Below are 13,764 nucleotides of genomic sequence, written 5' to 3'. Positions count from 1 at the left end.
GGAATTGTGCGTACAGAAGAATTAATTATCAATAAAATGCCGGTTCCTACATTTCGCTGGCTGAAAATGAATGAAAGTAAAATTAAGATTAACGGGGCATTTCAGTCCTTTACACCGGAAATGGAAGAAGAGGCCACTAGAGGAGAGGGAGACTTTTCTAAAGTAGTTAGCGGTTTGGGAGAAGAATTAGCCGGTCTTGCCAAGGAAGACGGCTGTGAAAGCATCAGCTATCGCATTAAAAAGGATGAAGCCAAGGCTCCCATGATTATGCATTTTCTTTATGAGAGTAAAGAGAATCAGCATTCCTCCTTCCAATTCTATCTGGAAGAGGGGGCAAGACTGACGCTCTTCTTACATAGAGAATCAGAGGAGAAGGCGGTAGGTTCCGCTTATTTACAGGAAAAGTTTATTTTAGAAAAAAATGCAGAGCTGAATCTGATTTTGGTGAGTAAGTTCGGTGATGCATTCCAAAGCTATGATGATTTATCTTTGCAGCTTCAGGAATCTTCGAAGGTAAAGCTTAGCGCAATTCATCTTTGCGGAAAGAGTGCCCATATAGGCTATCGGGCTGATCTTTTAGGAAACCGAAGTGAGGCGGAGATGCATCTTGGCTATTTCTTGGAGAAGCAGGAGAGAGCGGACTACAACCTTTTGGTAAATCATTTCGGAAAGAAGAGCGAGTCTCATATTTACTGTGACGGCGTTCTGAGAGGAGAAGCCTTCAAAATTTTCCGCGGCACCATTGACCTAAAGCATGGGGCAAAGGGTGCCTGTGGTAATGAGCAGGAAAATGTGCTTTTGATGGATGACAATGTGGTAAACCAGACCATTCCGGTTATTCTTTGTGATGAGGATGATGTGGAAGGAAACCACGGCGCTACCATCGGTCGTTTGGACGAGGATAGTGTCTTCTACATGCAGAGTAGGGGTATGGATTTGGAAAGCACCTATGAGCTGATGGCAGAAGCCAGAATGGAAAATGTTATTCACAGCATTTCCGATAAGAGTATTCAGGCATATATTGAGGAGACTATCAGAGGAAAGGGTAAGGAAGAGGAATAATGGAATTGGCAAGAGAGGAATTGGCAAAAAAATTAAAAGAAGATTTTCCTATTTTCAAAACAGGAAGCTTTGCCTACTTGGATAATGCGGCAACTACACAGAAGCCAAAGCAGGTTTTGGAAGCTATGGAGCATTATTATCATGCGGAAAATGCCAACCCTCTCCGTGGGCTCTACGAGCTTTCTTTAAAGGCTACGGAAGCCTATGAAGAGGCAAGGGAAGCTGTGGCGAAGTTTCTAAATGCGAAGGAAAGTGCAGAAATCATCTTTGTAAGAAACGCTACCGAGGGATTGAATCTTATTGCCTATACCTATGGCAGAGCCTTTTTGCAGGAGGGAGATGAAATCATGCTTCCGGTTTCGGAGCATCACAGTAACTTCATTCCCTGGCAGCAGCTGGCGAAGGAAAAGGGCTTAAAACTTCATTTTCTGGAGCCAAATGAAGAGGGTATTATTACGGAAGAAAGCTTCCGAGCAGTATTAAATCCCAAGGTAAAGCTGGTGGCAATGGCTCAAGTTTCCAATGTTCTTGGAAGTATTCAGGACATTAAGCTTTTTGCAAAGCTTACTCATGAAATTGGAGCGGTATTTGTTTGTGACGGAGCCCAGTCTGTTCCCCATACCAAGGTGGATGTGCAGGATTTGGATGTGGACTTTTTGGCATTTTCCGGACATAAGCTCTATGCTCCCATGGGAATCGGAGCCGTATATGGAAAGAAGGAACTTTTGGAAAAGATGCCTCCCTTCCTTTTCGGCGGAGAAATGATAGAGTATGTGACCAAGGAAGGTGCTACCTGGGCAGAGCTTCCTCATAAGTTTGAGGCAGGTACGGTAAATGTAGGCGGCGCAGTTGGTCTTACAGCGGCAATTTCTTATCTGGACAAAGTCGGATTTTCCTTTATTGAGGAAAGGGAGGCGGAGCTTTGTGCTTATCTCATGGAGGGAATGGAAAAGGTTCCTCATGTGCATATCTTAGGTTCCAAAGATCCGAAAAGACATCATGGCATTGTAACCTTTACGATTGACGGGGTACACCCCCATGATATTGCAGCGATTTTCAATTCCAATCAGGTTTGCGTCCGGGCAGGACATCACTGCGCTCAGCCTTTAATGAAGTTCCTGGGAACACCAAGTACTACCAGAGTCAGTCTTGGTCTGTACAATACTAAAGAAGATGTGGATGCCTTTTTGGCCGCATTAAAAACTATTCGAGGAGTGATGGGATATGGGGAGTAACACATATTATAATGAGATTTTAACAGAGCATAATATTCGTCCAAACAATAAATATAAGATGGAGGATGCTAGTTTTTCTTTAGAGGGCGTGAACCCCAGCTGTGGAGACGATATCGTCTTGTATTTAAAGTTGGACAAGGATAATGTTATTTCCGAAGCCAGCTTTGATGGAGATGGTTGTGCCATTTCTCAGGCCAGTGCAGATATTATGTGCGATTTAATCATAGGAAAAACAAAGGACGAAGCCCTTCGACTTTCTGAAATCTTCCTGCGCATGATTCGGGGAAAGATTACGGAAGAGGAGAAGGAAGAGCTGGAAGAAGCCGGAATCCTGGAGGATATTTCCCATATGCCTGCCAGAGTGAAGTGTGCCGTACTTGGTTGGAGAACCATGGATGAAATCTTTAAGGATGCGGATGAAGGAAAGATTGACAAGTATTCCGGAAAGTTTGATTAAAAGGAGCTTACAGCTCCTTTTTTGGTGAATTAAGGAAAGAAAAAAGCCTTGATTTATGTTGTTTCTCACATAAATCAAGGCTTTTTATCTTAGCGACGAGGATGGGACTTGAACCCACAACCCGCAGAACGGGCACCAACTTTCCAGGCTGGCCGACTACCATTATCACACCTCGTCTCAGTCAACTGTGCAAGTATACCATTAGCTTTTTTGAAAATCAAGCATTATTTTTTAGAACTTTGCTGTATTTTTCGAAACGATACGCTATAATGAATCTAACTAAAGAGAAAGGAGAGGCTTCATGCTGGAGTACTTGAATTTAAAGCTGGATGGACTGGGTGTAGGGGAAAGCTCATTGAACATTTGGATGAAGAATGGTCGGATTAAGTATGCCTATGATGCGCCTGTAGAAGATGAAGGTCCGGCTCTTGTCTTGAATGTGCCCAAAGAATCTTCGGAAAGCTTCTTAAACTCTTTAGATGAGTGTGCTATACCAAAGTGGAAGCGTAGCTATTTTCAGGAAAAAAAAGGAGGCATTCCTGCATTTTCCTTCCGTTGGTTTTTATTGTATAAAGAAGAGAATCAAGAGGCGAAAGAGTATCAAGGGATTAATAGTGTTCCGGGAAGTTGGAACCATTTTATTGCTTCTTTAAACAGACTGACGGCTGAAGTGAATAACGCGAATTCTCATCAAATTATGCGCTTTTCCTTACGAGTGGAAGAGGAAAGGGAGAATGTAAGCTGGAATCCTTTGACCCGGAAAGAAGAAAGAGAGGACGTCTTCTTTGAAGAGACTCTGCTTCTATCCAGAGAAAGTCAAAGCCTTGTTTACCTGCAGAACATGAATAAGCTTCCTTCGGTAAAGCATGAGTACTTTATACCCAAAATCGTGGATTATCTTTTGGGCAATATAGAACGCTATTTTCAACATTATGATCAGAGTGCGGGAAGCATCGGGGAAGAGAGTTCGGCTCTTTTAGAGATTACAATTCAATATCGGGATGGTCGATATTTTCAAGTGAAAAGGTCCTATGATCGCTATGGTCTTCCGGATGACTGGGAAGACTTGTTGGAGGACTTTCATAAGACTCTGTCCTACTACGGTGTATTCGGTTCTCTTTTTGATCCAAGACTGTACCGGCATGGTGTGAAAGAAGGAGAACATATTTTTCTAAGCTGTTTATCCGAACCGAATGGAAAGCCTAGTTATTTTCGGAGCTTAGAGGACAATATTTCCGTGGGAGATTTTGTGTTGGTTCCTAGTCTGAAGCAGGAAAATGCGGAAACCGTAATGATGATTTCTGAAGTTCTATATTGTAAAGAAGATGCATTGCCTTGTCCTTTGGAGGAAGCTAAGTTTATACTCCGAAAATTGGATGAAGGAGAATTCTTCGGCTTTTTATCCCAGGATAATCATAACGATGACTTTATGTAAAAAAGGAGAATAAGTTGTGATTTTTTTAGTAGATTTTGAAAATACCCATGCCAGCGGCTTTGAGGGGTATCATTATCTGACAGAGCAGGATACCTTGGTGGTGTACTACAGTGATGAGAATTCTGCTTTACAGAAGGGCGTAGTAGAGGATTTAAAGGAAAAAGCTGTCCATGTAAGAATGGTGAAGCTTTTAAAACAACACAGCAATGCTTTGGATATGTACATTGCTTCTACAACGGGAATGTTTTTGGATACGGGAGAAAAGATTTGCATTGTTTCCAAGGACAAGGGCTATGCGGCGGTTCGAGACTTTTGGCACAGCTTAAGAGGTGCAGAAATTCTTTTGGGAGAGACCATTGAAGAGTGTTTTCTCCATTCTGTGGCCAATGACGATGAAAGAATCAGAAGAGCCAAGGAGAGAAACCAAAAGGTACAGCTTATAGATGCCTTTGAAACCACCAACAATGTTCCTACCAGACCGACATTAAGCTACAGAAACAATTATAGAAGAAGAAAAAATCAATTTCTGGATGTGAACAGCCATTTGGAGCCGATAGAGCTCTTGCCGAATCCTTTAGCAAAGGAAGATGTAAGCTATGCTTCTTTGGTGGAGGAGGAAAATGACGGAGAACATTTTTCTGTGGATTACTCTGCAAACATCAAGGAAGAAAAGCTTTTTCCGGATGAGGAACATGCTGAAAGCTTTGAGAAAGAGCTATCTTCCGATAGAGCTACAGAAGAAAATGTTGCTGCTAAAGAAAGAGAAAATCCGGATTCTCAGGAGGAAGCTAAACCCGCAGATAACATCAAGTCGGAAGAAGTGAAGCATGAGGATTCCTCCAAGAGTTCGATTGAAACCGTGAATCGTATTTATCTCAAGACGGAAAAGAAAGCAAATGCCGGAAGACCCTCTAATCAAATCCAGTATATTTATGATCCGGTTTTAAAAAGGATGAAGCGTGTGGATGTAGAGGAAGTAGCGGAAGACAGCATTTCCGAAACCGGGGCGGTAGAGTCTAAGAAAATGGAAGAGAAAAAGTCTTCCGATGCCGTAAAAGATGGAGCTGTGCAGGAGGATGCCGGCGCTGTAACAGAAAGTCGCTCTACGGAGCAAAGGGAACGGCAAAGACACCATAATCGTAGAAGAAGGCGTTCTAATGGAAAGAAGGATAACGGAACACAGGCTTCCGGACAAAATTCCAATCAGGAATCGAGCCAGGACAATACTAAAGCGGTGTCGCAGGATAGTGCTAAAGTAGAAGCAAAGGACAATGCTAAAACAGTAGCAAAGGACAGTTCTAAAGAACATGGAAAGGATGCTTCTAAGGAAGAGTCCAAGTCCATCAAGGAACAAAAGCCGGAAAAGCAAGAGAAGGTGGAAACAAAGGAGAAAAGCGGAAAGTCTGATAAAGTGGTAAAGGAAAAGAAATCCGCCAGAAAAACAGGAACAAAAGCCTCTCAAGAAAAACATGTTGAAAAGTCTGCTGAAAAATCTGCTGAGGATTCTGCTAAAGCTTCGACGAAAGAAGAGAAAAAGCAGAACCAGACTTCAGAAAAGAAAGCAAAGGTTAAGGATGCGGATAAGTCTGTAGAAAGTAAAACCAATCTCAAAGCTACAAAAGAAAAGCCGCTAAGGAAGTCTGTAAAGGCTAAGACAGGAGAAGAAAAGTCGGAAACAAAGTCTAGACGGACGAAGACTGCGGAAAAAACCGATAAAACTAAGGCGGGAGAGAAGACAAATACGACTAAGGAAGAAAAAACGGCAAAAACAAAGATCGGTGCGAGAACTTCCAACGATAAAACTACTGAAAAATCTGTAAAAGCTAAGGCTGATACAAAGAAAACAGAATCAGCAAGTGCGGAAAAGTCCGGTCGGAGAGGTAGAAAGAAAAAGGAAGAAACAAAGGAGACTGACAAGTAGTCTGATTTGTAGAAAAGCTAAAAGCAAAGCACTTATTTGCCGGAATAAAACAGATACATACTTTTCTTTTCCGCAAAAAACTTTTCGTTTCTACAAGAAAAAAACTTGCACAGTAGAGGAAATTGTGATAGAATTTCCTCTGTTGCGCGGGAGTGCTGGAATGGCAGACAGGCAAGACTAAGGATCTTGTGTCCGATAGGACGTGTGGGTTCAAGTCCCATCTCCCGCAGGAATTGAAAAACCTGGGAATTAAGCCTATAACGGCTTGAAACCTGGGTTTTTTATTGCTTCTTTGGAATCTGTTTTCACAGAAAAAGCAGGGCTTTTCCTCATTTTACAGTGAATGTATCCCACGAAATATTCCACGGAACTACCCATGAAACTGCCTATAAAACTGCCTATAAAACTGTTCATGAAATTATGGATATAGTTCGACAATTCGGAAAATAGATTGAGATTATACTTTGAGTAAGCTATACTTAATTCAGTATTCAAGGAAGAGTACCGTTGTTTCGGTGACAAAAATCTTCTTTGGGCTTCCTCTGCGTAGGCTTTACTAATATAACAGGCCCAAGGAAGTGTAGCATATTTCATAGAATCTAGGATGGATGGGATGAAAATAGCAGTAATTACAGGGGCGAGTTCGGGAATAGGAAAAGAAATTTGCTTTGCATTGCAGGATCGCATTCCGGCAATACAAGAATTTTGGCTTTTTTCCAGAAGGAAAGAAAGTTTGCAAGAGGTAGAAGAGCAACTATTCAGACCGGTTCGCCTTTTTTCATGGGATTTAACAAAAGAAGAATGTTTTCAAAAGTATGAGGATTTACTGATAAAAGAAAATCCGGAAATTCTTTTTCTGGTTAATGCAGCCGGTTTCGGAAAACTGGGGAGAGTGACGGAAATTTCCGTTGAGGAACAGCTGAAGATGCTGGATTTAAATGTAAAGGCTCTAACGGCATTTACTTTAAAATCTCTGGAATATATGGGTTCCAGTTCCCGGATTATTCAAATGGCTTCTGCCGCGGCTTTCTTACCACAGGCTGAATTTTCCGTATATGCGGCTACAAAGTCTTATGTATACTCATTTTCTTTATCTTTAAGAGAAGAGTTACGAAATACAGGAGTTGGACTGACCGTAGTTTGTCCGGGACCTGTGGACACGCCCTTCTTTGCGGTGGCAGGAGGTGGAGGAAGAATGCAAAAAATCAAGCAACTCTTTATGGCAAAGCCGAAGAAGGTTGCTAAGCTTGCGGTGATGGATGCGGTGTTAAATCGTCCTATTTCTATTTATGGCTTACCGATGAAGGGATTTTATCTTCTCTGTCAGATGTGTCCGGATATGCTTTTGATTCCTGTAGTTCGTAAATTTTATAGGTAGACTATGCGAGAAATTCTGATATCACAAAACGAAAAGGAACAAAAGCTCTTAAAGCTTTTACAAAAATATTTTAAAGGACAGGCAGATTCCTTTCTTTATAAGATGCTTCGAAAGAAAAATATCCTTTTAAACGGGAAAAAAGCCGATGGTAAAGAGATTTTACGGCTGGGAGATACCGTTCAGCTTTATTTCAGTGAAGAGAGCTTGGGCAAGCTGATTCAGGAGCGGGAGAGTGGGGAAAAGGAGCTTTGGACTCAGAAGTGGCAGAACTTTATTCTTTATGAAGACAAACACTGTATTTTATTTAATAAGCCGGTAGGACTTCTTTCTGAAAATGATGGAAGTTCTTCTTTTTCTGTAAATTCCCTGCTTTTATCCTATATGCGAACAAAGGGAGAGCTCAGTAAGGAACAAGAGAAAAGCTTCCGTCCGGGGATTGCCAATCGCTTGGATAGAAATACATCGGGAATCATCATTTTTGGAAAAAGCTTGGGGGGATTGCAGGCATTTGCCAAGCTTCTACAAAGCCATGATTTAGAGAAAAAATATTATGCCCTGGTGTATGGAGATTTTCAAAAAACAGGGATGCAGGAACATTTTCTGGAAAAAGATAAGGGGCAGAATAAGGCCTTAGAAAGTGAAAGAGGAAAAAGAGTCAAGAGTGCGTTTGAGAAGCTGGCTTGCGTGGAAAGCAGTGTGGGATCCCTTTCCCTTCTTTCGGTACAGATTTTTACCGGAAAAACCCATCAAATTCGCACCCAGCTATCCCTTCTTTCCCATCCTATTGTGGGAGATGATAAGTATGGAGATACAAGGAAAAATGCGAGATTAAGAAAAACTCTGCCCTTATCTTATCAGCTTCTTCACGCCTATTCTCTACGGTTTCCGAAATTACCGGAGAGCAGTGTGTTGTTTTCTCTTTCAGAAAAATGCTTTTTTGCTCCACTTCCAAAAGAATATTTTGAGATTTTAAAAAGCTTTCATTTGGATGCTTATCTTATTGACAAGACTAAGGGGAAGGACTAAGATTATTTTTAAAGATAGTCTTAGTCTTTATTTATATATTTATATATTTATATATTTATATATTTATATATTTATATATTTATATATCTATATATCTATCGTTCTATTGCCTTTAGCTTCTCTTGCCTTTAGCTTCTATTGTTTTACATTCTATTATTTTTAAATTCTGTTGCTTTCCTTTTCGATTGCTTTTTTTCAGCTCTTCTTTTCATTGTATTTTTTCAGGATTTCATTTTTTACTTTTCTATTCTTATCATTCTATTTTTTATTATTCTTTTTCTTGTCATTCTTTTGCTCTTGGTGTCTTTCAATTTCTTTTTTAAAAAATGTATATGAGGTATTCGAATGTTATCTAAAGTCTATTCTGCTGCAATTCATGGGTTAAATGCTTATGTGGTTTCCGTTCAGGTGGATGAAAGCAATGGGCTTCCCCGCTCTATGACTCTGGGAAATGTTTCTGCTTCCGTGAAGGAGGCGATAGAACGGGTGAGTATTGCCTTAAAAAATTTAGGCTTGGAGCTTCCGCCGAAGAAAATTACCATTAATTTACAACCTGCGGATCTGCGAAAAAACGGCAGTTCCTTCGATCTTCCCATTTTTATGGGAACCTTACTGGCTCTCTATCCAAGCTGCGATTTTCCCTATGAAAACTATGGATTTTTAGGGGAACTAGGTTTAGATGGAGAGATTCGACCTGTATCCGGTGTGCTTCCCATGGTTCTGGCCTTGGAAGAGGCTGGAATGGAGGGGGTATTCGTTTCGAAAGACAATGAGCGGGAGGCTAGGAACAGTGAAAGATTAAAGGTAATTTCCTGCTCTCATATCACAGAGCTTTTGGATATTTGTAAAATTCCTTACGGAAAAAAGGAGAAGAGAAAATATATAGGAGCGGGACCTTCTGTAGGAAGCAATGATGAAAGCTATGCAAACGGTAATGAAGAAGATCAAAATTTAGATTTCCAAGATGTTTTGGGACAAAGCTATGGAGTTAGAGCTGCATTGATTGCAGCGGCAGGACATCACGCCCTTCTTTTTTCCGGCCCTGCCGGGACGGGAAAGACGATGATTGCCAAGAGAATTCCCGGAATTTTACCAAAGATGAGTAAACAAGAGAAACTTGAGCTAACAAAGATTTATTCTATTGCATCTTGCCTTCCTTCTGAAAAGGGCTTAATAGAGAAACGCCCCTTTCGTGCCCCCCACTCTGCTGTCAGTCAAAATACCCTGCTTGGCGGGATGTCTTCCGGAAGATTGATTCCGGGAGAATTGGCATTGGCAGGGAAGGGGGTGCTATTCCTGGATGAATTACCTTTATTTAAAAAAGAAAGCATTGAAGCGTTAAGAGGTCCTATGGAGGAAAAAAGAGTTACCTTACATCGCCTGCAACAATTCTTCTCCTATCCGGTGGATTGTCTTTTTGTGGCGGCGATGAACCCCTGTCCCTGCGGATATTTTCCGGATCGAAATCGATGTCATTGTACGCCGGGACAGATTCGAGCTTATCAACGGGGAATTTCCAAACCGATTCTGGAAAGAATGGATTTATGCGTATCCTTGCCGTCGATTACTTTGCAGGATGCATTGACCAAGGAAAAAGGAATTTCTTCGGCGGTTTTAAGAAAACAGGTGGAAAAGGCAAGGAAAATGCAGGAAAGACGCTTCTTTCAAGAAGAGAAGATACGTTGGAATGGAGATATGAATGTTAGGGCAGTAAATGAATACTGTGAACTGGGAAAAGAAGAAGCGGAATACATGGAGAATATTTTTAAGCTCAAAAATCTCTCCATGAGAACCTATCATAAAATATTAAAGCTTGCCAGAACCATTGCGGATTTGGAAGAAGAGGAGAAGATTAATATGAATCATCTGGCGGAAGCAGTTTCTTACCGAGGCCTGGAGGAGGTATTGTTTTCTTTTGAGGGATAAGAATGGAAAAGAAAAATATAGAGCTGTCAATTAGAGAATTATTGCCTTTTCAAGAGGATTTTCCGAAACGATTAAGGGAAATTCCGGATAGTCCGGAATGCCTTTATTTAAAGGGCTTTCTTCCTAAAGAAGGAGAGCATACTGTGGGCATTATTGGAGCTAGAGATGGAACGGAATATGGAAAAGATATTGCAAGGTCTATCGCGAAAACTTTGGCCAAAAAAGGGATAGGCATTGTGAGCGGAATGGCTTACGGCATTGATTCCGCGGCGCATGAAGGGGCATTGGAAGGAAAGGGCAAAACCTATGCGGTTTTAGGCTGCGGAGTAAATATCTGTTATCCAAGTTGCAATTTTAGACTGTATGAAAATATTGAGAAGAATGGAGGAATTCTCAGTGAGTATCCTTTACATTCCCCTCCTTTGCCCCATCATTTTGTGGAAAGAAACCGCCTGATTTCAGGACTCTCCGATGTGATCCTGGTGGTGGAAGCGAAGGAAAAATCCGGTACCTTTATTACGGTGGATAGAGCGTTGGAACAGGGAAAGCAGGTATTTGCCGTTCCCGGAAGAATCGTAGATCGTTTATCTCAGGGCTGTAACAGATTAATTCGGGAGGGTGCATCTGTGTGTACCTCTGCCGGAGACATATTATCCTACTTTTCTTTAGAAGCGGAAAAGGAGGAAAGCAAAGAAGATGAGATTAAAAATTTTCCAAAGGAAAAACGAAGGATTTATCTTGCTTTGGGCTATGAAAGTAAGCATTTTCAAAGTCTTCAAGAGGAATTAAAGCTTCCGAATTACATGCTGCATCGTTATCTTATTGAGCTGGAAGTGGAAGGTTATTGTGAATGTGTACAAGCTGCATATTATAGAAGAAAAAATCGGAACAGTTACTTTAACTAGAAACTTAATTTCCTATAAAAATTATCCTGATTTATGTTTCTGTTTTGTTCACTGCTTCATCGAAATACTTGGAAGTGCCAAAAGTAAATCTCTGATTATTTCTTGCACTTTTCTTATAAAAGTATCAAAATCTTCCGATAAAGCTCTGAAATAGCTAAATTTCATGGAATCCGACTTGCTTTTTTTTTAGGATTCGTTTATAGTGTCCACGAATTTTTAGGAAAGCAGCTTTGTATTATTTTTTAATAATAATTTTTATCTTTAATAGCCTTTAAACATGAAGTAAGAGTGCTTTGACTTACTTAAAGAGAAAGGCAAGGGCGCTTATTCATGCTATAGATAAAGGAAGTGTTCTTTCGCTTTACAGCAAGTTATACCGGAACAGGAAAGGATAAGGAATGGCAAATAATCTCATTATTGTAGAGTCACCCGCCAAGGTAAAAACCATCAGTAAGTTTTTAGGAAAGTCCTATACCATTGATGCAACTATGGGACATTTAATTGATATGCCCAAAAGTTCCCTTGGAGTAGATGTGGAAAATGACTATGAGCCAAAGTACATTACCATTCGCGGAAAAGGGGAACTGCTGAGCAAGTTGAAAAAGGAAGCCAAAAAAGCGGATAAAATTTATCTGGCAACCGACCCGGATCGTGAGGGGGAGGCAATCAGCTGGCATTTGCAAAGAGAGTTGAATAAGGATGAGAAAAATGCAGCGAAAATCTCCCGTATAAGCTTTAACGAAATCACCAAGAATGCAGTGCAGAATGCCATCAAGAATCCCAGAGAAATCGATATGGATTTGGTAAATGCTCAGCAGGCCAGAAGAGTCATGGATCGCTTGGTGGGGTATACCATAAGCCCCCTGCTTTGGCAGAAGATTCGTAAAGGCTTATCTGCGGGAAGAGTGCAGTCCGTAGCACTGAAGATGATTTGCGACAGAGAGGCGGAGATTAATGCTTTTGAGCCGGAAGAGTATTGGAGTCTTAGTGCCAGCCTTGCTGTAGGCAAGAAGGAAGTAGAGGCGGTATTTTACGGAAAGGATAAGAAGCTTCCTTTGTCAAAGGAAGAGGATGTTCTTTCTGTTATTTCCGAAATTGGAAAAGAAAAGCTAAAGCTCATTGAGAAAAAGAAGGGGGAAAGAAGGAAGAAGGCTCCCCTTCCCTTTACTACCTCTACTTTACAGCAGGAAGCGGCAAAGCTTCTTTCTTTCCCCACCCAAAAGACTATGCGAATAGCCCAGTCTTTGTATGAGGGCGTGAATGTCAAGGGAAGAGGAGTTGTAGGTTTAATTACCTACCTTCGTACGGATTCCACCAGAATTTCTGAAGAAGCCCATGCTGCGGTATTGGAAAAAATCGGACAAGAATATGGCCCTGAATACTGTCAGAAGAATCAAGCAGAAGATAAAAAAGAAGGGAAGATTCAGGATGCCCACGAGGCTATCCGCCCCAGCTACCTGGAGATTACCCCCTTTGAGGCAAAGGAAAGCCTTGGAAAGGATGAGTATCGTTTATATCAGTTGATTTATAAGCGCTTTGTGGCTTCCAGGATGGAAGCGGCAGTTTATGAAACGGAAACCGTAAAGTTTCAGGCTAAGGACTACATTTTCACCTTAAACGGCAGCCGTCTGCGTTTTGACGGATTCCTTGCCGTATATATGTCTGAGGAAGACAAGGCGGAGAAAAATGTAACCCTTCCGGAGATGAAGGAGGGTGACTCCTTTAAGGTGGAAAAATGGAATAAGGAACAGCATTTTACCCAGGCACCGCCTCATTATACCGAGGCTTCCTTGGTAAAGGCCTTGGAGGAGGGAGGTATCGGAAGACCCTCCACCTATGCACCTACCATTGGAACCCTTCTTTTACGGCGCTACATTACCAAAGAAAAGAAGAACATCTTCGTTACCGAATTGGGAAATGCGGTAAATGAAATGATGTCCAAGAACTTCCCTACCATCGTAGACAAGGGCTTTACAGCGAATCTTGAGTCCTTACTGGACTCTGTCAGTGTGGGACAGACTTCTTGGAAAACCATTGTGGAAAACTTCTATCCGGATCTTTCCGAGGCTGTAGAAAAAGCCAAAGAAGAGGTTGAGAAGGTTAAAATAAATGAAGAAGAAACGGATGTAATCTGTGACAAGTGCGGCAGAAAGATGGTTATTAAGTATGGCCCTCACGGGAAATTTCTGGCTTGTCCCGGCTTTCCGGACTGTAAAAATACCAAGCCTTATGTGGAATATGCCGGTTTTCTCTGTCCGACCTGCGGTGCGGAGTGCGTAAAGAAGAGAAGTAAAAAGGGACGAATCTTCTATTCTTGTTCTCGTTATCCGGAGTGCGACTATATGACCTGGCAGAAGCCAAAGGATGCAGTAACCGGAGAGAAAAAAGAAGGGGAGATTATGGCGTAAGCCGGAAATAT

At 41.4% G+C, this 13,764-nt stretch carries 10 protein-coding genes and 2 tRNA genes; 11 read left to right on the top strand and 1 reads right to left on the bottom strand.

The window, feature by feature from the left end; all coding sequences use genetic code 11:
• The first annotated feature begins 6 nt into the window (after positions 1–6).
• From RDQ32_RS01400 to sufU, 3 genes are read left to right on the top strand one after another with little or no spacing between them, the layout of a single operon-like run.
• Positions 7–1,062 (top strand): SufD family Fe-S cluster assembly protein, encoded by a 1,056-nt coding sequence (locus tag RDQ32_RS01400; protein ID WP_308578831.1) that lies wholly within the window; start codon positions 7–9, stop codon positions 1,060–1,062.
• Positions 1,062–2,297, top strand: a complete 1,236-nt coding sequence (locus tag RDQ32_RS01395; protein WP_308578830.1) for a SufS family cysteine desulfurase — start codon at positions 1,062–1,064, stop codon at positions 2,295–2,297. The genes RDQ32_RS01400 and RDQ32_RS01395 overlap by 1 nt, the downstream gene beginning before the upstream one ends.
• Positions 2,287–2,754 (top strand): Fe-S cluster assembly sulfur transfer protein SufU, encoded by a 468-nt coding sequence (sufU, locus tag RDQ32_RS01390; protein ID WP_007156374.1) that lies wholly within the window; start codon positions 2,287–2,289, stop codon positions 2,752–2,754. Before RDQ32_RS01395 ends, sufU begins: the two co-directional genes overlap by 11 nt.
• 93 nt (positions 2,755–2,847) lie before the next feature.
• Here sufU and RDQ32_RS01385 read toward each other — a convergent pair.
• Positions 2,848–2,931 (bottom strand) — tRNA-Ser (locus RDQ32_RS01385).
• Positions 2,932–3,055: 124 nt separating this feature from the next.
• Here RDQ32_RS01385 and RDQ32_RS01380 point away from each other — a divergent pair.
• From RDQ32_RS01380 to topA, 8 genes are all read left to right on the top strand, one after another.
• Entirely contained in the window at positions 3,056–4,189 is a 1,134-nt protein-coding gene (locus RDQ32_RS01380) for a hypothetical protein (protein WP_007156373.1), read from the top strand.
• A 16-nt stretch (positions 4,190–4,205) separates the two neighbouring features.
• Complete coding sequence (locus RDQ32_RS01375) at positions 4,206–6,110, top strand: PIN domain-containing protein (protein ID WP_308578829.1); 1,905 nt, start codon at positions 4,206–4,208, stop codon at positions 6,108–6,110.
• A gap of 146 nt (positions 6,111–6,256) precedes the next feature.
• Positions 6,257–6,339 (top strand) — tRNA-Leu (locus RDQ32_RS01370).
• A gap of 384 nt (positions 6,340–6,723) precedes the next feature.
• A complete protein-coding gene (locus tag RDQ32_RS01365; protein ID WP_040648571.1) occupies positions 6,724–7,488 on the top strand; it encodes an SDR family oxidoreductase in 765 nt (254 codons plus the stop codon).
• Positions 7,489–7,491: 3 nt separating this feature from the next.
• Positions 7,492–8,514: an RluA family pseudouridine synthase gene (locus tag RDQ32_RS01360; protein ID WP_007156369.1), complete on the top strand. Its 1,023-nt coding sequence runs from the start codon at positions 7,492–7,494 to the stop codon at positions 8,512–8,514.
• A gap of 345 nt (positions 8,515–8,859) precedes the next feature.
• The gene (locus RDQ32_RS01355) at positions 8,860–10,440 is read left to right on the top strand and encodes a YifB family Mg chelatase-like AAA ATPase (RefSeq protein ID WP_007156367.1); all 1,581 of its coding nucleotides are present in this window, start codon (positions 8,860–8,862) and stop codon (positions 10,438–10,440) included.
• Positions 10,441–10,442: 2 nt separating this feature from the next.
• Entirely contained in the window at positions 10,443–11,345 is a 903-nt protein-coding gene (gene dprA, locus RDQ32_RS01350) for a DNA-processing protein DprA (protein ID WP_308578827.1), read from the top strand.
• Between the two features lie 398 nt (positions 11,346–11,743).
• Entirely contained in the window at positions 11,744–13,753 is a 2,010-nt protein-coding gene (gene topA / locus RDQ32_RS01345) for a type I DNA topoisomerase (RefSeq protein WP_308578826.1), read from the top strand.
• The last annotated feature ends 11 nt before the right edge of the window (positions 13,754–13,764 follow it).

This window comes from uncultured Oribacterium sp. (assembly GCF_902481605.1).
Lineage (GTDB): Bacteria > Bacillota > Clostridia > Lachnospirales > Lachnospiraceae > Oribacterium > Oribacterium sinus.
The sequence above is the reverse complement of the archived record's forward strand: the minus strand, read 5'-3'. Positions and strand labels throughout refer to the sequence as shown.